The sequence below is a fragment of the Neobacillus sp. GCM10027624 genome (assembly GCF_042675345.1).
Lineage (GTDB): Bacteria > Bacillota > Bacilli > Bacillales > Cytobacillaceae > Neobacillus > Neobacillus cucumis_D.
Genome location: NZ_JBHTHD010000008.1, coordinates 507,130 through 528,827, shown reverse-complemented (window position 1 = coordinate 528,827; position 21,698 = coordinate 507,130). Strand labels below are relative to the sequence as shown.

General features: G+C 38.7%; 18 protein-coding genes. 11 read left to right on the top strand and 7 right to left on the bottom strand.

The window, feature by feature from the left end:
- Positions 1–33: 33 nt before the first annotated feature.
- The 6 genes from ACFQZ9_RS13775 (at position 34) to ACFQZ9_RS13750 (ending at position 6,425) form a co-directional block, all read left to right on the top strand.
- On the top strand, positions 34–1,233 hold the full coding sequence (locus ACFQZ9_RS13775) for a phosphoglycerate dehydrogenase (RefSeq protein ID WP_198310983.1): 1,200 nt from the start codon (positions 34–36) through the stop codon (positions 1,231–1,233).
- A 148-nt stretch (positions 1,234–1,381) separates the two neighbouring features.
- Positions 1,382–2,755: a polysaccharide pyruvyl transferase family protein gene (locus ACFQZ9_RS13770; protein ID WP_498944231.1), complete on the top strand. Its 1,374-nt coding sequence runs from the start codon at positions 1,382–1,384 to the stop codon at positions 2,753–2,755.
- A 77-nt stretch (positions 2,756–2,832) separates the two neighbouring features.
- Positions 2,833–3,996: a M20 family metallopeptidase gene (locus tag ACFQZ9_RS13765; RefSeq protein WP_498944230.1), complete on the top strand. Its 1,164-nt coding sequence runs from the start codon at positions 2,833–2,835 to the stop codon at positions 3,994–3,996.
- Positions 3,997–4,219: 223 nt separating this feature from the next.
- Entirely contained in the window at positions 4,220–4,996 is a 777-nt protein-coding gene (locus ACFQZ9_RS13760; protein ID WP_498944229.1) for an ABC transporter substrate-binding protein, read from the top strand.
- 54 nt (positions 4,997–5,050) lie between these two features.
- Positions 5,051–5,710 (top strand): amino acid ABC transporter permease, encoded by a 660-nt coding sequence (locus ACFQZ9_RS13755; protein WP_198310979.1) that lies wholly within the window; start codon positions 5,051–5,053, stop codon positions 5,708–5,710.
- Positions 5,703–6,425, top strand: coding sequence for an amino acid ABC transporter ATP-binding protein (locus ACFQZ9_RS13750; protein ID WP_498944228.1), 723 nt, complete (start codon positions 5,703–5,705; stop codon positions 6,423–6,425). The genes ACFQZ9_RS13755 and ACFQZ9_RS13750 overlap by 8 nt, the downstream gene beginning before the upstream one ends.
- 44 nt (positions 6,426–6,469) lie before the next feature.
- Here the strand turns inward: ACFQZ9_RS13750 and ACFQZ9_RS13745 are convergent, their stop codons facing one another.
- The 4 genes from ACFQZ9_RS13745 to ACFQZ9_RS13730 form a co-directional block, all read right to left on the bottom strand.
- On the bottom strand, positions 6,470–6,610 hold the full coding sequence (locus tag ACFQZ9_RS13745; RefSeq protein ID WP_498944227.1) for a hypothetical protein: 141 nt from the start codon (positions 6,608–6,610) through the stop codon (positions 6,470–6,472).
- A 165-nt stretch (positions 6,611–6,775) separates the two neighbouring features.
- Positions 6,776–7,681, bottom strand: a complete 906-nt coding sequence (locus ACFQZ9_RS13740; protein WP_498944226.1) for a DMT family transporter — start codon at positions 7,679–7,681, stop codon at positions 6,776–6,778.
- A gap of 114 nt (positions 7,682–7,795) precedes the next feature.
- A complete protein-coding gene (locus tag ACFQZ9_RS13735) occupies positions 7,796–9,100 on the bottom strand; it encodes a purine-cytosine permease family protein (protein WP_498944225.1) in 1,305 nt (434 codons plus the stop codon).
- A 24-nt stretch (positions 9,101–9,124) separates the two neighbouring features.
- The gene (locus ACFQZ9_RS13730; protein ID WP_498944224.1) at positions 9,125–10,018 is read right to left on the bottom strand and encodes an oxamate carbamoyltransferase subunit AllH family protein; all 894 of its coding nucleotides are present in this window, start codon (positions 10,016–10,018) and stop codon (positions 9,125–9,127) included.
- 312 nt (positions 10,019–10,330) lie between these two features.
- On the opposite strand from ACFQZ9_RS13730, the gene ACFQZ9_RS13725 reads away from it, so the two are divergent.
- The 4 genes from ACFQZ9_RS13725 to arcC all read left to right on the top strand — a co-directional run bounded on the left by ACFQZ9_RS13725 (position 10,331) and on the right by arcC (position 15,651).
- On the top strand, positions 10,331–11,275 hold the full coding sequence (locus tag ACFQZ9_RS13725; RefSeq protein ID WP_498944223.1) for an acetamidase/formamidase family protein: 945 nt from the start codon (positions 10,331–10,333) through the stop codon (positions 11,273–11,275).
- 316 nt (positions 11,276–11,591) lie between these two features.
- Positions 11,592–13,136, top strand: a complete 1,545-nt coding sequence (gene fdrA / locus ACFQZ9_RS13720) for an acyl-CoA synthetase FdrA (RefSeq protein ID WP_498944222.1) — start codon at positions 11,592–11,594, stop codon at positions 13,134–13,136.
- A 2-nt stretch (positions 13,137–13,138) separates the two neighbouring features.
- Positions 13,139–14,584, top strand: a complete 1,446-nt coding sequence (locus tag ACFQZ9_RS13715; protein WP_498944221.1) for a YlbE family protein — start codon at positions 13,139–13,141, stop codon at positions 14,582–14,584.
- A gap of 59 nt (positions 14,585–14,643) precedes the next feature.
- The gene (gene arcC / locus ACFQZ9_RS13710) at positions 14,644–15,651 is read left to right on the top strand and encodes a carbamate kinase family protein (RefSeq protein WP_498944220.1); all 1,008 of its coding nucleotides are present in this window, start codon (positions 14,644–14,646) and stop codon (positions 15,649–15,651) included.
- A 49-nt stretch (positions 15,652–15,700) separates the two neighbouring features.
- On the opposite strand, the gene ACFQZ9_RS13705 is transcribed toward arcC, so the two are convergent.
- The 3 genes from ACFQZ9_RS13705 to ACFQZ9_RS13695 form a co-directional block, all read right to left on the bottom strand.
- Entirely contained in the window at positions 15,701–17,404 is a 1,704-nt protein-coding gene (locus ACFQZ9_RS13705; protein WP_498944219.1) for a PucR family transcriptional regulator, read from the bottom strand.
- Positions 17,405–17,430: 26 nt separating this feature from the next.
- The gene (locus ACFQZ9_RS13700; protein WP_498944218.1) at positions 17,431–18,297 is read right to left on the bottom strand and encodes an alpha/beta hydrolase; all 867 of its coding nucleotides are present in this window, start codon (positions 18,295–18,297) and stop codon (positions 17,431–17,433) included.
- A gap of 175 nt (positions 18,298–18,472) precedes the next feature.
- Positions 18,473–19,360: a DMT family transporter gene (locus ACFQZ9_RS13695; protein ID WP_498944217.1), complete on the bottom strand. Its 888-nt coding sequence runs from the start codon at positions 19,358–19,360 to the stop codon at positions 18,473–18,475.
- A gap of 213 nt (positions 19,361–19,573) precedes the next feature.
- Between ACFQZ9_RS13695 and ACFQZ9_RS13690 the strand changes: the two genes are divergently transcribed.
- Positions 19,574–21,211 carry an ATP-binding protein gene (locus ACFQZ9_RS13690; RefSeq protein ID WP_498944216.1) on the top strand — a complete coding sequence of 546 codons (1,638 nt, stop codon included), beginning with the start codon at positions 19,574–19,576 and terminating at the stop codon, positions 21,209–21,211.
- Positions 21,212–21,698 lie beyond the last annotated feature (487 nt).

The window sequence follows — 21,698 nt, the reverse complement described above, 5'->3', positions numbered from 1 at the left end:
TAAATCTAATAAAACAAAAGAGGCGAAACGTAAATGAGCACAGTAACAGTAGAAAAAATCAAAACGATTAAAACTTTAAATGCTATTGCAGAAAGCGGGCTAAAAGTTTTCAATAAGGATTCTTTTATAATCGACAATGAAAATGAAAATCCAGATGCATTTGTTGTTCGAAGCTTCAATATGCATTCATTAGAATTCGGCGATCAATTAAAGGCGATTGCTCGTGCCGGTGCAGGGGTAAATAATATTCCGGTTGATAAATGTACGGAGCAAGGAATTGTTGTTTTTAATACTCCTGGTGCCAATGCAAACGCAGTAAAAGAAATGGTCCTAACCTCTTTAATTGCTTCATCCCGTAATCTTTTTGCTGGTATTGCTTGGACAAAGGGGTTAGAAGTTGAAGGTGACCAAATTCCGAAGCTAGTGGAAGCAGGAAAGAAGCAATTTGTTGGAAAAGAAATTAAAGGGAAAACTTTAGGTGTCATTGGATTAGGTGCTATCGGTGCGCTTGTAGCAAATGATGCACTTGATTTAGACATGGATGTCATCGGCTTTGATCCGTTCATTTCTGTAGATACGGCTTGGAACCTGTCCCGCAATGTACAACGTGCTATGACAATTGAACAGTTGTACGCGGAATCTGATTATATTACAGTACATGTGCCATTTACTCCTGATACAAAAGGAATGTTTAATAAAGAAACATTTAGCATCATGAAGCCGGGTGTGCATATTTTGAACTTCTCCCGCGGTGAGCTGGTAAATGAAGTGGATATGGCGGTTGCGCTTGAAGATGGAATCGTTGGTGAGTACATCACAGACTTTCCGAATGAAAATGTATTGCAAATGAAAAATACCATTGCCATCCCGCATTTAGGTGCATCAACACAGGAATCAGAAGAAAACTGTGCGATTATGGCATCACGCCAGGTGAAAGAATTTTTGGAGACTGGAAACATTAAGAACTCTGTGAACTTTCCAAATGCATCTTTACCATACACTGGAAAGACACGAGTAACAGCTTTCCACCGAAATGTTCCGAACATGGTTGGACAAATAACTTCTGCTATTTCAAGCTATGAGTTGAACATCGCTGACATGGTAAACAGAAGCCGCGGTGACTATGCTTATACAATGATTGATATTGATAACGAAGTAAACGGTGATATTCTTCCTGCGATAGAAGAGAAAATTAATCAAATCGAAGGAATTGTAACAGCACGTATTATATAATCGGGAAAGCCTTAACTCTGTAAGTGAGTTAGGGCTTTTTTCCTTTTTTAATGCCAAATAGTGGTTCTTAATGGTTTCTTAACTTATCCTATGGTAGCATTTAATAGTATTTTAATTAAATTTTAATATAAGGGGTAAGTTTTTTATAATGAAAGATATTCTAATCAGATCGGGCATATCGCCACTTGATACATTTGATGCACCACATATGATTGTGAATAATTCCATCGGCGGAAACGTAGGGAATCTTGTTTATGCCTTTAGTGTGTTCCGTACATTAATGACAGAAGAAACAACGATTACACCGGATTATTATGATATTGACCCAGATAAGGCCGATGAAATCAATGAAAAGTATAGTTGTTACATTATTCCATTGGCTGATGCCTTCCGAAATGACTTTGTTTCATCCTTACGTAAATATACGAAATTAATCAAAAAACTGACAATCCCAGTTGTGGTGATTGGTGTAGGTTTGCGTGCTCCATTTGAACCAAAGCTAAATGAGGGCTTCCCTTTTGATGGTGATGTCAAAGCGTTTGTTAGTGCTGTACTAGAAAAGTCAGGAATGATTGGTGTCAGAGGCGAAATTACCTCTCAATATCTGTCAAAATTAGGTTTTCGCGAAGATATAGACCATACGGTTATTGGTTGCCCTTCCATGTATGCCTTTGGCAGAGAATTACAGATACGTGAAACGAATATCACAACCGATTCAATGGTTTGTGTTAATTCATCACGCCTTTCTCCAAAAAATGTACTTGATTTTATTACAAGAGGTATGGATGATTTTCCTAACCATTATTTTATTCCACAATGGCTGAAGGAAATGAGGCTTACTTTTGCCGGGGCGCCTGCTATAGCCGGATCCAGCAAAAATTACCCAGTTGCGATGTCGCATCCAACTTATATGAACAATAGGGTACGTTTCTTTTTAAATGTATCTACTTGGTTAGATTTTTTAAGGCAGGCCGATTTAAGTTTCGGGGCCAGGCTTCACGGGAATATTGCCGCAACCATTGCCGGAACGCCTAGCATTTTAATTCCAAAGGATGCTAGAATGAGAGAATTAGCTGAGTACCATAATTTAACACATGTGAATGCCAACGAAATTACAAGTAAAACAAGACTGAGCGATATAATTGAAAAAAGTGATTTTAGGGCACCTGTTAAAACACAAGCAGGAAATTTTGATAAATTCATCAGCTTTCTAAATAAAAATAAACTGGAACATATTTATAAAGATAATCAGACATCAGTTAGAGTTCCTTTGGATGAGAAATTAGCGGATATTCAGCCCCTCCCTCCTATTTCGCCAATCAGCAGTTGCGAATTGCAAGAAATAACAGAACGGTGGGAAAACCTTTATCTGCTGGAATCTGCCAATAAAGATGAAAAGTTGAAAGAACTTCAAACAAAGCTTAGTGAAAAAGATCGGACCATTAAGAAATTGCAAGGGACATTAAATCGAAAGTCTGTCCGATTCGCCCTAAAGACGGCTAATAAATTTAGTTTTAGATAAAAGGCACCCCCTTAGAGATTGAAATTCGCATCAGAAGGTTTCAAAATATATGTACACAACAAAGGGGGTTTTTTACGATGAAGGATCAGTTAAAAAAAGAATTAGAACTCTTGCGGCAAAGGTTATGGGAGATTAGTGATCACTTGTATCATCACCCCGAACTAGGAGATCAGGAATTTGAGTCGATGGAACTCTTAGTTGGTTTTCTTAAAGAGCATGGATTTACTGTTGAAAAAGGGATTGTTGGCCGCTCAACAGCTTTTAAAGCGGTGTATGACAGTAAAAAGGCTGGGCCCTCGATTGCTTATTTATCAGAATATGATGCATTACCCGGTGTCGGACATGGATGCGGCCACAATATGATTGGAACGATGAGTGCAGGGGCCGGGGTCCTCTTGAGTAAAGTGGTCAATGAAATTGGCGGTCGAATCGTGGTACTGGGAACTCCGGCGGAAGAAACGAATGGTGCAAAGGTTCCAATGGCAGAACAAGGAGTTTTTGCGGATATTGATGCGGCCATGATCCTCCATCCTGCTGATGAATCATATGAGAGCGGGGTTTCATTGGCAATGGACGCGATTCAATTTGATTTCCGGGGAAAATCAAGCCATGCTGCGGCATCTCCTGAAAAGGGGATTAACGCCCTTGATGCAGTGCTTCAATTATTCAATGGAATCAATGCTCTTCGTCAGCATGTGACGTCTGATGTCCGAATCCATGGAATTATTAAAGAAGGCGGCGTTGCGGCCAATATTGTACCCGATAAGGCCGTAGCACAATTCTATGTTCGCGCAGGCAACCGCAGCTATTTAAATGAAGTCGTTGAAAAGGTAAAAAATATCGCAAAAGGCGCTGCGCTTATGACAGGTGCGGAGGTCCATATCGATAATTACGAATTAAGCTATGATAATATGGTCACCAATCAAACATTATCACAGCTGTTTACGGAAAATCTGTTATCGGCAGGCATTAAGGAAGTCAAGAAGGCGAAGGAGTCGTACGGCTCAATTGATATGGGGAATGTTAGCCATGTCGTTCCGGCTATCCACCCTTATATTGGTTTAGATGCTCCAGGTCTTGTTGCGCATACAACGGAATTTGCAGATACAACCATTTCTGACAACTCCCATCGTATTCTTGCCAGCGGCGTTCTGGCTTTAGCTTTTACAGGATTTGACTTAATTACCGATAAAGAAGCGTTAGAAAACACGAAAAATGAATTTTTATCCAATTGTAAATAAATTTTGAGGCACCTCTATTTAATAGAGGTGCTTTTTTTGGGGATGATATTAGTATAGAAACTTTAGTGTATATTATAACGGTTTAATAAAAGTGTTTTCTGAATATTTCTATATTGGAAAAACATCTTTTCAAATAAAATAATCTGTGTTAATATTCATCTAGTTGAATAAAAATTCAAATTAAGTCAAAATAAAATAATCCATCTTCGTAGGAGGAGACATCATGAAAAAGACTTTATTATTTGCCACGATTATTTTTACATTAGTAGTTATGGCAGCTTGCGGTAAGAGCAATAATGAAGGTGCAAATAAAGAAAGTGGAAAAGAAAACAAAGTATTAACAATGGCAACATCAGCTGACTTTGCCCCATTTGAATCAAGAGATACAGCGGGAAATCCCCAAGGTTTTGATATTGATTTAGCGAATATGATTGCAAAAGAATTAGGATATAAGCTTGAAATTAAGGATATGAAGTTTGACGGTTTAATCGGAGCCCTGCAGGCTAACCGCGCAGACATGGTTCTTGCTGGTATGTCTGCTACCGAAAAACGTAAGAAAAATGTTGATTTCTCAACTGAATATAACCGCTCAGGTGAAATGTTTATTACTTTAAAGGGTTCTAATATTAAAACAGTAGATGATTTAAAAGGGAACACGGTTGGAGTTCAGCTTGGGACCATTCAAGAAGAAGGGGCAAAAGCACTTCAACAAAAGGTTAAATTTGACGTAAAGCCACTGGATAATGCGACTACATTAATCCAGGAGCTTTTATCAAAACGCATTCAAGTAGCCTATATGGATAAATCAGTAGCTACCGGTTATATTAAAAAACAAAATTTAGCAGGATTTGATGACCCAACAAGCAGTTCACCAGGAATGGCAGTTGCTTTTCCAAAAGGCAGCAAGCTTGTTGGTGATGTGAATGGTGTTCTTAAGAAATTAGAAGACAATGGAAAGCTTAAAGAATTGAAGGATAAATGGCTGAAGGATCAACAATAGTTTTCCATCAGTGTCAGACAAGCTTAGAATAAATATTGAAGTGAGGTGTAAGGCATGAATTTGGATTTTAGCCAAATTGTGCCTTATATTCCTTTTATGTTAAAAGGAATATGGGAGACGCTTAAATTCGTCATTGTAGCGATTATTTTTGGTTTTGCACTTGGTACAGTTTTTGCACTGTTTAAAATTTCACATATAAAAGCATTAAATTGGATTGGTGGTATTTATACCTCCATTTTTCGCGGCACGCCATTAATTTTACAATTAATGATTATATATTTTGCCGTTCCACAATTAACAGGCTATGATATCACTCCGTTTTTATCATCGATTTTAGCTTTCGGTTTAAATTCAGCAGCTTATGTTTCGGAAATTATTCGGGCAGGAATACAAGCAGTGGATAAAGGGCAGACAGAGGCTGCGCAGGCACTTGGTGTTCCCTATCGTCTAATGATGAAGGATATTATTCTGCCTCAGGCGATGAAAAATATTTTACCGGCACTTATGAATGAATTTGTTTCCCTTACAAAGGAATCAGCCCTTGTTTCGACGATCGGTTATTTAGACCTTATGCGCCGTGCCCAAGTGGTTGGCGCAGATATTTATCGGAATTTTGAACCGCTTATATTTGTTGGCGTTATTTATTGGGTAATGGTAATGGTGCTGACAACGCTTGGCAAACGGGTTGAAAGAAGGTTGAAATACAGTGATTAAGGTAGAAAACCTTTATAAACAATTTGGTAATACGGAAGTTTTAAAAAATATTTCGACTACGATTGAACGTGGTGAGGTGGTTTCGATTATTGGACCTTCGGGGTCTGGGAAGTCGACCTTCCTTCGTTGCTTAAACTTGTTAGAAACACCAACAAAGGGGAAGGTGTTGGTAAATAATCAAGATATTACTGATCCAAAGACAAATATTATGAAGGTACGAGAACAGATTGGGATGGTTTTTCAACACTTTTATTTGTTCCCGCATAAAACAGTTTTGAATAATCTAACGTATGCCCCAATGAAAGTAAAAGGGGAATCCCGTGAGATTGCTGAAAAAAAGGCACGGAATTTGTTAGCCAGCGTAGGGTTAACAGAAAAAGAATCGGCCTTTCCGAGTAATCTCTCCGGTGGTCAGAAACAGCGTGTGGCGATTGCTCGTGCACTGGCAATGGAACCAGAGTTAATGCTATTTGATGAGCCAACATCGGCGCTTGACCCTGAAATGGTCAAGGAAGTTCTGAATGTCATGAAAGATCTTGCTCAGTCCGGTATGACAATGGCCATTGTTACCCATGAGATGGGATTTGCAAGAGAAGTGGCCGACCGGGTTATCTTCTTAGATGAGGGGCAACTGCTTGAAGAAGGTTCCCCGCAGGAGTTTTTCAGTAATCCAAAGACAAGTAGAGCAAGGGACTTTCTAGAAAAAGTTTTGTAATAATGGAATCAACTAAAAAATCATTATACAATTGAAGCCAGCCCTTATTCTTGGGCTGGCTTCAATTGTGTATTATTATTTTTCTGCAGGCTAGAAACGTATTCAAATAAATGTGCTATGTATCTTGTAAGCTCAAACCCTTCATCACTAGTAAAATCCGTTAGCAACAACCTATTTCCCTCCATCACCAATCCCCCAATATACTGTCCTATCCTCATTCTTTCCAAACTATCATTCTCTTATACAATTAATAAAAAAAAATTATAGAGAGCGGCGTGGAACGATCTTTGTGAAACAAGAAAAATCGGGTGGTGACAGGTACCACCCGATTTTTGTCGAAAACTTTAACCCTACTGGGCTACTTGTTGGTTTTCTATTGTTTGACTTTTGACGGGACGATTAATTAAATAGATGCTTAATAGAATTAGTGCTAACCCTTTTAGTAGTGAGTAGGTAAATGGTTCATGTAAGAATAGGGTTCCAATGGCTACTGAGATGACGGGAACTAGGAAGGTGAAGGATGCAATCTTACTGGATTCACCTGTGTTCATCAGTTTGAAGTAGACGGCGGTTGCTGCGGCCATTCCAAAAATGGCACTGAATAGCAGGCAAGAAAGGTAAGGGATATTCAAGACAATCATAGAGGGGTTCTCAATCCCCAATCCGGTTCCTGTTAAGATGCTCCCCCCAATTATTCCTTGGATGGCCACAAGCCATAAACCATCTACTTGATTGTTGGTTTTCTTCACAAACACGACACTAAGTGCCCAGCCAACCCCCGTTATTAAGGCCAAAGAAATCCCCAGAATGGAGATGTCTCCTCGGATCCCTCCCAGGGATATTACAGCAACTCCCAGGAAACCTAAAATTAATCCAACTACTTTCATACTTGATAACGGCTCTTTCAGCCACATCCAGGAAAATAAAGTAACAAGAACAGGCTGTAAATAAACAATGACAGAAAATAAGCCTGAGGGTAAATATTGTAGTCCAATCGTCTGTACTCCATTGAAGATAACGGTATTTAAAAGGGCGACAATGAAATAGATGATCCAATTTTTCCGCCATTGGAGTTTTTTCCACTGTGGTAATAGGACTAGCGCTAATAGAATACCTCCTAATAGTGTGCGCATCCCTGCATATAAAAGTGGTGGCGTGTAGGGTAATGCATATTTGCTAACGGGCCAATTCATTCCCCAGATGATCACAACAAAGGAAATGGCGAGAGCTGTTTTTATTCGGAAAGGACTTTGCATTTTTCGTTATTTCCTCCTTGTCATCCTATTAAAATAAAAGCCGCTTTCCCTTCCATTCAAAGGAAAACCGGCTTTTAAGTAGAGTTGAATTTATTGCAGTCCGTAATAGTGGTCTTAACTCACTTTTTCCCTATTAGAACTCGCAGGTCCATTTTTCACAAATAAACTGCCAACCCCGTAGAAAACAGCTGCAGTTACAAGACCAACTACAGCAACTGAAATATGAGGTGCATAGAAGTTACAGTATAATGATATAGCTGCAGACAATATCCAAACAAAGAATGCCATTGGTCTCCAGCTAACTAAATTAGCGGATTCATTCTTACGTAAAACTAAGCGGTCCATAATAATAATTGCACCAATAGGCGGAATGATAACTCCAAGAAGAACAAGCCAATTGAAAAAGTGATTATATATTCCGGAAACAGCTACGATAAGACCAACGACACCGATAACAAGCGTGATAGGTCTCATTTTTTTACCAGTCATATGTGACCAGCCAACAGCGCCATTATATAAACAGTGTGTACCAACAGATCCTAAGTTAATAAAGACAAACAGGATAGATAAAATAGTTAGTAATGGACCATGTCCGGCTAATACTGACATGAAATCCCCGCCAGTTGAGGCAGGATTCGGAATAACACCAGTTGCAACAACAATTCCGCCTACAAGCTCTGCAATAAAGTTTCCAATAGGAAAAGCGAAAATGGTGGATAATAGACCTTGACGCCCATTCTTTGCCCAACGAGTAAAGTCTGCTGTCATTGTACCTGAATCTGCAAATCCAGCAAACACTAGAGTAACCGCAGCTCCAAATGACATGGCACCGGAGACATGTGGGTTGTAATGAAAAATATCTGAATTTCCATTCTTAACAGCCATAGCAATGGCAATAATCGCTATTAGAATATAAAATGGTGCTGCAATCCAACCTAATAATGACAGGGCTTTAATCCCTACATAGGTAATAGCGACATAGAGGATTCCTCCGATGATAGTCATCAATAATAGGCTGGCGCCAAAGGATCCATGCATCGTCGCACCCGTAAGTCCTACTTGAAGAGCAAACCATCCGATTACAACCGTTGAGAGTAAGCCTGAAACGATATAGTACCCAGAACGTCCAAATGTTTTTTGTGCAGTCAAGGAGAAGTTCATTCCTGTACGACCTGCATCGTAGCTAAGTAAGCCCACCATAATAAACAATAGCAAGTTACCAACCAGCATTGCGGCTGCACCAGTTTTAAAGCCAAGCTGAGCTGTGATGAGTCCGCCAATTACCGCGCTTGTTAGTACCATAGGGAAACCAAACCAAACTGCTGCTACTGAAGAAAGTTTTTTCCGGTATTCATTTGGCACAGGTGAGTGTTCAAACTCTGGGTCCAATAGTTTTTTATCTACATTATTGGTTGACATACCTTCCACCCCATTGATTATTTATTAATTTGGTTGTTCATTATCTCTAATTTTTAAAGCTGCTTCGAATCCAGCAACAATACCAAGTGCTATGTCTGTTCCGGAAGAAGATCCAATGGATAACACATTATTTAAAGATGAAATCAACTCTTGTTTATTCCCGCTTATAGCAGATTGGATTAAATGAATGATGGACTCTCTTACTTTCCCAATTGATGCTTTTTTTAAGGTCATATAGCTTATATCATTCGTTCTTGTTTTTGCCTGATTCACTACCTGCCCGCAAAATACCTTTAACGAGTAACATGGTGAATTCAGCATGTTAAATATGGTGAAAAATCCAGTCAAAAAATCGTCTCCCGAAGGAGTTAAACCAGGTCCTAGTCCAATTAGGCCAACTGCATACTCCAGTGCATATAAGATTCGCTTGTTAACTATTTCACAAACAAGGAGACGTGATCTCTCATTAAGCATTTTTGACATTTCTGCTTCAAAAATACCCATAGATTGAACATTGCTTTTCATCCCGCCACATTTACCATATTGGTCAATGTGATCTCTCATAATGGTCAAATTCATTTTTAAAATTTTATTATCCTCAGGAAATGGAGGTAACAAACCTTTCCATTGTTTGGTTTGTTCTATCTTAATGGCAAGACGATCTTCAATGAAGAGAACTCCTTTTTCCACAAAAAAGCGGTCATTCACTTTAAGATTAAAGTTTCGAAAATCAGAGACATCAATAACAAGTGAATTTGGCCCATTATCCAGCTTGCTGCAGGAGAGGGTAAATATATCACCAGTATGAGAGCACTTAATATTTACTGTTCGCTCAAAAATACTATGAATAAAACCAGTAAACTTTGAATTTCCAATTGCCTGAATAAATTCAACATCGCCAGATATAGCTTGTATCATTTTTTGTCACCTCTTGATCTGGAATGCATTGAATCTAATAAGAGCAAGTATGAAAGGCCGCCCCCTTTAATATTACTCATTATTTCCAAGTAAATCGCTTTCATTATGACCTTACACGCTTATTGTAGTGGGGTTTCCTTTGGTCGTCATTGTATAATAAGACTAAAAATTTCAGTAGTTCATTAGTTATAATGTACAATGATTAGCCAAATCAATAGGAAAGGGGGATGTAATAAATTAATAGAAAAATGCAAATAATATTGGCTCACTTTTTATTTATGAAAAAGGTCAATAAATGAAGGAGATAAAGATATGAACACAAAACATAGGATTGAAATTAAAAATGATCACCTTCATGCCACTTTCAGCAGAGACTACAAACCTATTTTAATCATTACTTCCGGTGATTCTGTGCAGTATAAAACGCCGGATATTGACTGGGGTTATACAACAAAAGAGGGGGATAGAACTCTTTTTGAATCAAGGGAAAAGGAAACAATTTGGGGCCATCCAATCATAGGTCCAATTGCTATTAAAAATGCTAAGCCGGGAATGACATTGGAAATACGAATAAATGATATTGTTCCAAGCTGGTATGGCTGGAATAGTGCCGGGGGTAATAATGACTGGCACAATGATAAGCTAGGCTTATCCGAACTAGATGCACTAAACGTGGATTGGGTTTTGGAATGGCAAAAAAATAAGGGAATTTGCACTAACAAAAATAAATCCTTTTCTGTTAAACTTAATCCCTTTATGGGGGTAATGGGAACTGCACCAAGTGAACCGGGCATTCATTCCACTATACCTCCAAGATATTGTGGAGGAAATATAGATTGTAAGGAATTAACGAAGGGAAGTATTTTATATTTGCCAATTGCAGTTGAAGGGGGATTATTCTCAGTAGGAGATGGTCATGCTGCACAGGGGGACGGAGAAGTATCGGGGACGGCAATCGAATGTCCAATGGAGCTAGTTGACCTTACCTTTATTTTAAGAAAAGACCTCTCTCTTCAATTGCCAAGGGCCTATACTCCCTCTGGCTGGGTTACATTTGGCTTTCATGAGGATTTAAATGAAGCCACCATAATGGCGCTTAATGAAATGCTGCAATTAATCCAGGAGCTCTATCATGTGGATAAACTAGAGGCAACTGCTTTAGCAAGTGTAGTTGTGGATTTAAGGATTACCCAGATTGTCAATAAAACAAAAGGAGTCCATGCTGTATTGCCACATGGCTCTATAGAGCAAAACTAATATTTCTTTACATATTTTTTTGGGATCGAAACAAGGTGTTCGATCTTTTTTGATTTATTTGAAAATTAGATATTTTCATCATTGTATAGTATGCCTAACCGTTCACTCTATTTTTTGGTTTGGTTATACAATGACGTTTTCCAGGCTCCCTTCTAGAATAATCGTGTAAGCATTTTTCAAAACAAAAGATTTTGAAAATGCAAGGCGAATATGTTTATCTCGCTCCTGCAAGAAGGAAGGGGTCTTGAACACACTTTTACTATATTGGGTTTAATTTTCAATCACTTCTTCAACGATAAAAATTGGAGGCTAGAATATGTCTATAAAAGTATTATTTAAGAAAAACACATATATTGATTCCGTATCCTTAATGACTTTATCAAACAGAGCTAATGATATTGATGGTGTAGAACAGGCCATGATTGCAATGGGTACAGATATGAATAAAGAGGTAATCAAAAATATTGGTTTGAACACACCAGAGATCGAGGGTGCAAATAGCGGCGATTTGATGATCGTGGTTAAGGCAGCTACGAATGAGCTTTGTGAGAGCGCATTCATTCAAATCGAAGAATTATTTACGAAGAAGAATAAAACAAAAGATACAAGTGAGATTAAATACTCGACCATTCCTTCTGCTGCAAAAGGCAATCCTGATGCTAACCTTGCAGTAATCTCTGTAAGTGGCGCATATGCGGCCAGAGAAGCAAAAAAGGCACTTGACAATGATCTTCATGTCATGCTGTTCAGTGATAACATCAGCCTTGACGATGAGATTAAGCTTAAAACGTTGGCACATGAAAAAGGCTTGTTGTTAATGGGACCTGACTGCGGTACGGCAATCATTGGAGATGTTGCACTATGCTTTGCTAACGCTGTTAGAAAAGGCACGATCGGAATTGTTGCGGCTTCTGGAACAGGCAGCCAAGAGGTGACCGTCCTTATTCATAACTTAGGCGGCGGAATCACGCAGTTAATTGGGACTGGAGGAAGAGACTTAAGTGAAGAAGTCGGCGGTATCATGATGCTTGATGGAATTAAGGCACTTGAGGAAGATGAAGCTACAAAGGTGATTGTCCTTGTGTCCAAGCCGCCTGCACCAAGTGTAGAGAAAAAAGTACTTGCCCAAATTAAAAATTGCTCTAAACCAGTCGTTGTTTGCTTTATGGGTGGAGAAGAAGCTGCAGCTGTTCAGGCTGGTGGGCATTTTGTTAAAACAACAGAAGAAGCTGCATATAAAGCAATCGCTCTTGCAGGCATAAACGGAACGAATAATAGCAAAAGTGAACTAGACCATTCATTGATTGAAGAGGTACGTTCAAAGTTATTACCAGAACAAAAGTATGTCCGTGGCTTATTCAGCGGCGGTACACTTTGTGATGAAGCTATGCATGCAGCAATGGAAAAATTCGATGATGTATACAGTAATATTCAAAGAGACCCTGAATTTCGTTTAAAAGACGTAAAGGTAAGTGAGGGACATACGTTTATTGATTTTGGAGACGACCAATTTACACAAGGTAAGCCCCATCCAATGATTGACCCGTCTACTCGTTTAGAAAGATTTATGCAAGAAGCAAAGGACCCATCGGTTGGTGTCATTGTCATGGACTTTGTTTTAGGCTTCGGTGCACACGAAGACCCAGCTGGTGCTTTTCTTCCTTCCATCATTGAAGCGAAGCAATTAGCTGAAGAAGAAGGACGACACTTGGAAATCATCGGCTATGTCCTTGGAACCGAATTAGATAGTCAAAATATTGAGGAACAAAAGGATAAATTATTGGCTGCAGGAGTTACGTTGGCAAGCAGCAATGCAAATGCAGGATTATTAGCAAGAGAATTTGTTGTGAAAGGAGCTTAACCATGAGTAAAATAAACGATCTTTTCAAAAGCAAACTAAATGTCATTAATGTAGGGATTGACCTATTTAAAGAGGATATGAAAAAGCAAAGTGCGACGGTCACACATTTAGAATGGACGCCTCCCGGTGGTGGAAATCCTGACCTTATCGCTGCACTTGATAAGCTTGAAAATCCCGAGATATTGGAAAAAATTGAAGCTGCAAATAAATTGGCTGTGGAGCGAATCATCAATTCACACCCTGTTCTAATCGGCTATGACCAAGCGATTAACGTGGTTCCTGGCATGACGAAGACAACCATTCTCCATGCGGGTCCTCCCATTACATGGGATCGAATGAATGGTCCTATGAAAGGTGCGGTAACAGGAGCACTTGTCTTTGAAGGCCTGGCTAAAGATGTAGCGGAAGCAGCAGAACTGGCTGCATCTGGTAAAATTACCTTCTCACCATGTCATGAGCATAACTGTGTTGGCTCAATGGCGGGTGTGACCTCTGCCTCTATGTTTATGCACGTGGTTAAAAATAAAACGTATGGCAATATTGCTTATACAAATCTATCAGAACAATTGGCGAAAATTTTAAGAATGGGTGCCAATGATGAAAGTGTTGTCAATCGTCTTATCTGGATGCGTGATGTATTTGGTCCAATGCTAAGAGATGCCATGAAAATCGCCGGTGAAATTGATTTACGCTTATTACTTGCACAAGCCCTTCACATGGGTGATGAATGTCATAACCGAAATGGCGCTGGAACTTTAGTATTACTTCAAGCGTTAGCTCCGCATCTTTTACAAACAGACTTCACAACCGAACAGAAGAAGGAAGTCTTTGACTTCATTGCCAGCAGTGATTATTTCTCAGGTCCAACTTGGATGGCTGTGGCTAAATGTGCACTTGATGCTGCACATGGAATCGAAAACAGTACTATTGTGACAACGATGTGCCGTAATGGTACAGATTTTGGTATTCGTGTAAGCGGTATGCCTGGGTTCACATGGTTTACGGGGCCTGCTCAAAAGGTAATCGGTCCATTATTTGCTGGATACAAGCCTGAAGATGCAGGGTTAGATATTGGAGACAGTGCCATCACAGAAACCTATGGTATTGGCGGATTTGCGATGGCTGCTGCTCCAGCGATTGTTCCACTGGTCGGTGGTACAGTGGATGAAGCGATTGGATATTCGAAAAAAATGACTGAAATTACTACGGCTGAAAATCCAAATATCACAATCCCATTATTAGATTTCCGTGGAATTGCAACAGGTATTGATATTCGTAAGGTTGTCCAAACGGGTATTCTTCCAGTTATCAATACAGCGATTGCCCATAAAGAAGCAGGGATTGGCATGATTGGTGCCGGTATTACGTACCCGCCAGCTGTTGCATTTGAAAAAGCCCTGCTTGCTATAACGGATAGAATAACTGAAACACAACCACAATTAGTGTAAATTATATGACATAACAAGGCCCCATTCATTGGGGTCTTGTCAATCAGGGGGAGAGTAGATTGAAAGAACTTGCGATTGTTGCAATCGGAGGCAACTCTTTGGTAAAAGAAAATGGCCGTGATACCGTTAAAGACCAATATGAAGCTGTATGTGAAACAGCGAAGCATATTGCAGATATGGTTCAAGATGGCTACGACATTGTCGTGACACATGGGAACGGCCCACAGGTAGGATTTGGGCTAAGAAGATCCGAAATTGCGAATGAAATGGCAGGAATGCCAGCTGTTCCGCTTGCCAATTGTGTGGCAGATACTCAAGGGGGAATTGGGTACCAAATTCAACAGGCATTAACCAATGAATTTGCTGTCAGGGGAGTTAAGAAGAAGGTTGCTACTGTAATAACACAAGTTGAAGTAAGTAAAAATGACCCTAACTTTAAAAATCCAACAAAGCCTGTAGGTTCATTCTTTACGCTTGAGCAGGCTGAAGAAATGAAAAAAGAACATTCAGATTGGATTTTCATTGAAGATTCGGGACGAGGGTATCGAAGAGTGGTTCCATCACCAAAACCAATTGATATTGTCGAAAAGGATGCAATTAAATCTTTGATTGATGCAGGCTTTGTTGTTATCGCTGTTGGCGGAGGCGGGGTGCCAGTCATTAAAAACGGTCCTAGTTCCTACGTTGGAGTTGATGCAGTCATTGATAAGGACTTTGCAACGAGTCTATTAGCAGAGCAAATCGATGCGTCGACGTTAATCATCACAACTGGTGTGCCACGAGTTTGTATCAATTTTGGGAAACCAAATCAAAAAGCTCTAGAAAAGATATCAGTGGAAGAAACCAAAAAGTATGTTAATGAAAACCATTTTGCAAAAGGAAGTATGTTGCCTAAGATTGAGGCCAGCTTAAGCTTTTTAGAAGGTAATGGTAAGCGGGTAATTATTACAAATCCAGAAAGTCTAAAGGAAGCAATTCATGAACAGGCAGGGACGCATATTGTAAAGTCTGACTTCCCAGGAAATGCTGCACTGGGGCGAACTGATTGTATACATGCAACTTTTTAAAAATTATAAAGGTTAAAGTTCCCCCATACTGGTTGAGTATGGGGGAATTTTATTGAGGGTGGAGATGATTTAATAATCGATAGATTTTTAAAGATAATTGGAATTGCAAAATCTCTTCTGGGTTTTTTAAATCAGTACTTAGGATTTCTTTAATTTTTTCAATTCTATAGATAAGAGTGTTTCTATGAATAAACATTGCTTTTGCCGTTTCACTCAAATTTTGATTATTATTAAAATAACTCTCTAAAGTAGTAAGGTAACTTGTGCCGTGTTCTTTATCATGGTCATAGATTTTTCCAATGCTTTTCATAAAAAAACCTTCTAACTCGGAAGTCTTGATATTTGAACTTAAAAAATGGTAGATGGAGTAGTCATCAAAATGAGAAACTCTTAAGCTGCCTCCAAATTGCTTCATCATCCTAATGGCTTCATTGGCCTCTGAAAAGCTCTTGTAAAGAGTAGTAATCGTTTTGTATTGGCTTCCAATTCCGATTGAAAAAGAAGCATTGGAGACTTCTTTATTTAGGATTTCATAAATGTGGTTTGAAAACTTTTTGGCCTCATCAATCGTGGAGGAAGGTTTGTATTCCTTTTTCCCAACGAGGGTAATAATCCGATTATTTCGGTAAAAGCAACTTATTTTTCCATTTACTTTATTGGAAGCATCATAAATCAAATGGACAGATTTCTTTGCGATATTTTCTAGTCTGTATTTTTTCGTTATCATATCGTCATCTTCTATTGATTTAATTGGTTCAGCATCAATCACAATACAGTAATACTTATAATCTGACTTTAATCCATGTAAATCACAAAGAGTTTGAATGGAGTCAATGGATGAAATTTTCCCTGTTAATAAATCATCAAAGAAGTCCTGCCTTATTTTTAATTTAACTTCCTCTATTTCCTTTGCCTTAATCCTTTCAAGTGCCAAAATGGTGGAGGCACTTTCTAAAACGACATAATCAAACGGACTCAATTCACGTACAGTCTGCCAAACCACAATATACCCATAAATATAATTGGAAACAGCTACCGGGACGACTTGGCATTTGACTTCTGAATCATTTGTATAGTAAATCCGTTTTATTGCCTTCTTAAATTCTTTAATTTTTTCTGGAATAGTGTCTGTAAAATCCTTAGAGAAGACAGGCCAATTTTTTTCAAGGCGAAGATTAGCCTTTAGTGGCAAAATATTCTCTTCAAGGTCTACGAAATGGAGTAAATTCCAATCACGATCAAGAAAGAGGATTGGATTATTGAGAGTATGGACTAATTCAGAAGCAAGCTTTTCCATGCCACCCCCTTCGAGTTCTATTCTAAACAATTTGTTATGTATGTCTAGAGATTGCCGGTTCATTAAATCATATCTTCCAGATGCTTTTTCGTTAAAGATTGAAATGACTTGTGATAGAGTGTACTTAAAAGGCAGCTCTAAAAGAGGGAAGCCATACTCATTCGCAAGATCTATCATGTTTTGCGGAATTTTATCAAAGTACCGTTTCATTTTAATACATAAACCCGAACAATTTATTTCTGCCAGCTCTTTAATAATTCGATTTTGGAGCTCCACATCATCTTTGAAAATATATCCCGTGGATAGAAGCAGTTCATTGGATGTCAACCAGTCGAAGGTATCTGGGTTTTCCATTATGTTAACAATTGATATTGGATTTTTAAGTCCCTTTTCTCCAGCAACAATTTTAATCCCTTCTATGGATTTAATCTGGAGGAGGTCTTCTACAGTCAGCATTTTGTTCACTCCTTAAAAGCTTTTTTTCATAAATGACTTTGAAGGAATTCAATTACCTGATGAAGTGCTTTTTGGACGACAGGATTATGAAAATCTTTCTCAAAGACATGCTCTCCGTTTGGAATGGTAATGAGCTTTGTTTCGATTCCTCTTTTAACTAAAGCACCTCTCATAAATACCGATTGTTCATACGGAACATCGACATCTTTCGTTCCATGTAATAATAATGTTGGCGGATAGGCGTCTGTAACAGTATGGAAGGGACAAAACGTTAGCAGTTTCTCTCTATCTGTTAAAGGACTAAAACCTGAGATCATTTGAATCCATTCACCGGTCTGTCTAGCGTATAAATAAAGGAGAAAACGTTCCTCAACTGTGCCTTCTGCAATCATTTGACTGGATAGAAGATTCATAGCATTTTCCCTAGAAACGGGTAATTTTTGACTATAGAATTTATTGGGTGTGGTTGCCCATTTGGCACTAATATCTCCATACCCATAAAAAGAAACGATGGCAAGTGGTTTATATGTAAAAGTTCCGGTACATAGTGCAAGAAATCCGCCGGCGGAACTCCCTATCACAGCAATTCGATTTGGATTAATTGAGAATTTTTTTGGTCCTTCAGATTGAATCCACATCAGTGCATCTTGGACGTCCTCTAGGATTTCTGGTAGTTTTGTTTCGGGAGCAAGCCGATAATCGATGGAAAACACTGAAAAGCCATTGTTGGTATAAAGCCGGACCATATCTTCTGTAATTTCCTCTCGTGTTCCCCAAAGCAGCCCTCCCCCATGGATATAAACAATCACTGGAGCATCATCATGCCCAGATGCATAAAAATCAGCCTTTATCATAAATTCATCATTTTGTTTATAAATAACAGTTTCTTTCACTAAAAAAACCACGTCCAATCAAAAAAAATAATGAATAGAATTAATATTTGTTTTAAAAATTAGCCCTATTCATCATAACAAATGTAGTCCACACTTTAAATAAAATAGTGTGAAACATTATTTGTGAAACAAGAAAAATCGGGTGGTGACAGGCACCACCCGATTTTTGTCGAATTTACGCTGTTGCTTTCTGTTTTTTCCCGAGTACATTCACGACGATGACGCCGGAGATGACGATGATGCCGCCGAGGATGGTGAGGTTGCTGGGCCACTCTTTTAGCCAAATCCAGGCGACGATGAGGACGACGACTGGTTCAATGTAGAGCATGCTGGTTACGGAGCCGGCTTTTCCTGCTGAGAGTGCGAGCGCCCATGTGACGTAACCGATGGCTGTTGGGAAAATTCCGATATATATGGCCGATAGATTTCCCTCCAATGATGCATGCTGAAGGTCTTGGAAAAGTCCGGGCATAAACAAAAGAAAAGGGATTGTTCCAGCCCATGAAAAATAAGCGGTTAACTCTATTGAGCTATACCGGCGTAAAAGCGGCTTTTGAAAAGCAAATAATACAGAGGTTGCCGCCGCTGCAATTACCACTAAAAAGGCCCCCTTTGAAATCGTTAAAGAAGGCCCTGCTGTTCCGATAGTAATTACAGCAATCCCAATAAAACCAATAGCTAATCCCAGCCAGCCGGCAAAACCCAAGCGCTCTTTTAATACAAACACGGCAATGAGTGCCGTAAAAATGGGTGCAGAGGCAACAAGCATCCCCGCGGTACCAGCCGAAACCGTTTGTTGACCAAAGGTAACCCCAATATGATAGATACTGATTCCAACCCATCCGAGTAATAAAATTCTTAAAAGATCCTCTTTTCGCGGCAATCGAAATCTAACACCGGGAAGCAGCGCATAAATCGCAAACAAACCGGAGGCAATTAAGTAACGAATGAGAACTAGATGACCCGCAGAATAGCCGCCATTCAAACCTGCACGGATTGCAGGAAATGTAGATCCCCAAATAGTGACTGTAATTAAGGCTAATACGAAAGCCCTGGTGTTCATATTCTCTCTCCCCCAAACACATACATAAACACAAGATTATCACGGAAGTCGAATTGTTGCAATTTTCCGGCGATGTGGTAAAAATTTGTATACTGAATAGGTATATTTAATTTAAAAAGAATGGGGAGGTAAAAGTTGACAAAGGATTTAGCTTATTAAATGTCGAATTTTCACGATATAATTGTAATTATAAATCCGAAAGGACCAATATCTATGTGGAAACGATATGCGAACCAATTACCTCTGTATCGCAAAATATTATTTTTTTCTTTTTTAATAACATTTGTGGTAGTAGTTTCAACAGCAGGATTCACATTTTATTATGTAACCAAGAACTTAGCAAATCAATTTACTGAGCGGGCAAAGGGAGTTGCTAGTCTTTGGAGTTATACGATACCCTATAAAGATGTGCTTCAAGCAATCCACTCTCATGACCCAAAAAGCCCTTCCTTAAAAAAGCTAAATCATTTGGTAGGGCTAGTACAGAGGGAAAATTCCGAATATTTACAAGGATATTTAATGGATGCAAAAATTGAGAATCGAAATGAATTGCACTTTTTAGCGGTGACGGAAACTGACCGTTTGGATGGTATCAATAATTTTAGTTCCTATCAAGCAGGAGGAGAATTTCTTCATGCCTTTAATGTTGCTATTAAGGAAAGGAAGGTAACCAGCAGCCGTCTTTATCATGATCAATACGGGGAATGGATTACCGCCTTCCATCCGATCACTGACGATAATGGCAAGGTAATTGCTGTGCTTGCAGTGGATGTTGATGCCTCTGCAATAAGCCGATTCAAAGAGAAAATTGGTTTATACGTTCTTTTCTCTTTGATTTTCATTACAATGTTAGTTTACTTTACCTTAAGATGGGGGATTCGAAGGGCTCTTGCTCCTGTAAATGAAATTATCTCTGGAATCAATGCGGTGAGTTCAGGTGATTTTAATGTAAAGCTGAATATCTCGAATCAATCTGACATGGTGAAACTTGGCGAAAAGTTTAACTATATGACCTCCCAATTAACCGTATTATTTGAACGTCTTGCAGATACCTATAAAGAATTTGGATCTATTCCAAAAAGTATTGGCAGCGTCCATCGGGTGGAAGAAGCCATTGGTGAAATGGAAAAGATTATTGAAAAGACGAAAATCCAGAAGGAATTGCAGCGAGCAGAGAAAATGAATGCAATTGGTCAGCTGGCTGCATCGGTTGCCCATGAAATACGCAATCCAATGACTGTAGTGCGTGGATTCTTGCAGATTTTTTTAACAAAGGATCATTTGGACGAAACCGAATTAAGCTATATTCAATTAATGATTGATGAATTAAACCGGGCGGAGAAAATTATTAATGATTACCTTTCGCTGGCGAAACCAGACCTTGAACATGTTGAAAAGGTTGATATAAGTGATCTATCAAAAAAAGTCGCAGATTTAATGAACACATTTGCCTTCATGTCTAAAAATATTTCTTTGAATACGATTTTAGAAAAAGAGGTTTTAGTGAAGGGGAATAAAAGTGAATTAAAACAAGTCATTATTAATATTGTGAAAAATGGTATTGAAGCAATGAGAAATGGCGGGGTTTTGACCCTAACCGTACGGAAAAATGATAGATACGGAGAAATTGTTGTAACGGATACGGGTATTGGAATGTCAGCTGAAGAAATTGAAAGATTAGGAACAGCCTTCTACTCCTTAAAAGAAAAAGGAACAGGAATGGGGTTAATGGTTTGTTATCAGATTGTTGAACGGATGAAAGGCAGAATTGATGTAGAAAGTGAAAAAGGTGTAGGTACCACCTTTAAAGTCTGCATTCCGCTTTGGGAAGAGGAAAATGGAGGATGCTAAAATAACGAAGTAAGAATTGGCAGCCGTTACTGGCTGTTTTTTTTTGACTTTTTGTATGTTTACAGAAGCGTTTACTTGTGTACTTATTGTAAACATTTGTAGACAAATTTGCACACATGTTTACAAATGCGTTTACATAGCTGTGTGAAAGTAAGTGTACGTATTTGTATTCCTTGTTTACAAAATATTAATTTTATCAAAAGGACTATTGGGACTAGTAAGTATTGATCGTAACTGAACGGAAAAATAATTAAATTATGGTATGGATTTGAGTATTGTATTGGAAAAGGTAATTTAGAAATAAAAGGAGCACCCTTCTGTTCCTTTAAGTATTAAGAACATGGGTGACCTCTATCAGTTTATGAAAGAATGAATTGCACGATTGATATAAGTCGGGAAAAGTTGTTAATACATCTATAAAGGCTACAACACACTCTGGTTAGAGGGGATGTAATTTTAGTGGAATCATATCAGGATGTCATCTTTA

Excerpts from the sequence above, each read along its gene's own strand:
- fdrA (WP_498944222.1), top strand. The coding sequence starts at position 11,592 with ATGTCTATAAAAGTATTATTTAAGAAAAACACATATATTGATTCCGTA.
- ACFQZ9_RS13715 (WP_498944221.1), top strand. The coding sequence starts at position 13,139 with ATGAGTAAAATAAACGATCTTTTCAAAAGCAAACTAAATGTCATTAAT.
- ACFQZ9_RS13725 (WP_498944223.1), top strand. The coding sequence starts at position 10,331 with ATGAACACAAAACATAGGATTGAAATTAAAAATGATCACCTTCATGCC.
- ACFQZ9_RS13735 (WP_498944225.1), bottom strand. The coding sequence starts at position 9,100 with ATGTCAACCAATAATGTAGATAAAAAACTATTGGACCCAGAGTTTGAA.
- ACFQZ9_RS13775 (WP_198310983.1), top strand. The coding sequence starts at position 34 with ATGAGCACAGTAACAGTAGAAAAAATCAAAACGATTAAAACTTTAAAT.
- ACFQZ9_RS13755 (WP_198310979.1), top strand. The coding sequence starts at position 5,051 with ATGAATTTGGATTTTAGCCAAATTGTGCCTTATATTCCTTTTATGTTA.
- ACFQZ9_RS13740 (WP_498944226.1), bottom strand. The coding sequence starts at position 7,681 with ATGCAAAGTCCTTTCCGAATAAAAACAGCTCTCGCCATTTCCTTTGTT.
- ACFQZ9_RS13765 (WP_498944230.1), top strand. The coding sequence starts at position 2,833 with ATGAAGGATCAGTTAAAAAAAGAATTAGAACTCTTGCGGCAAAGGTTA.
- ACFQZ9_RS13760 (WP_498944229.1), top strand. The coding sequence starts at position 4,220 with ATGAAAAAGACTTTATTATTTGCCACGATTATTTTTACATTAGTAGTT.
- ACFQZ9_RS13770 (WP_498944231.1), top strand. The coding sequence starts at position 1,382 with ATGAAAGATATTCTAATCAGATCGGGCATATCGCCACTTGATACATTT.
- ACFQZ9_RS13695 (WP_498944217.1), bottom strand. The coding sequence starts at position 19,360 with ATGAACACCAGGGCTTTCGTATTAGCCTTAATTACAGTCACTATTTGG.
- ACFQZ9_RS13690 (WP_498944216.1), top strand. The coding sequence starts at position 19,574 with ATGTGGAAACGATATGCGAACCAATTACCTCTGTATCGCAAAATATTA.
- ACFQZ9_RS13705 (WP_498944219.1), bottom strand. The coding sequence starts at position 17,404 with ATGCTGACTGTAGAAGACCTCCTCCAGATTAAATCCATAGAAGGGATT.
- ACFQZ9_RS13730 (WP_498944224.1), bottom strand. The coding sequence starts at position 10,018 with ATGATACAAGCTATATCTGGCGATGTTGAATTTATTCAGGCAATTGGA.
- ACFQZ9_RS13745 (WP_498944227.1), bottom strand. The coding sequence starts at position 6,610 with ATGGAGGGAAATAGGTTGTTGCTAACGGATTTTACTAGTGATGAAGGG.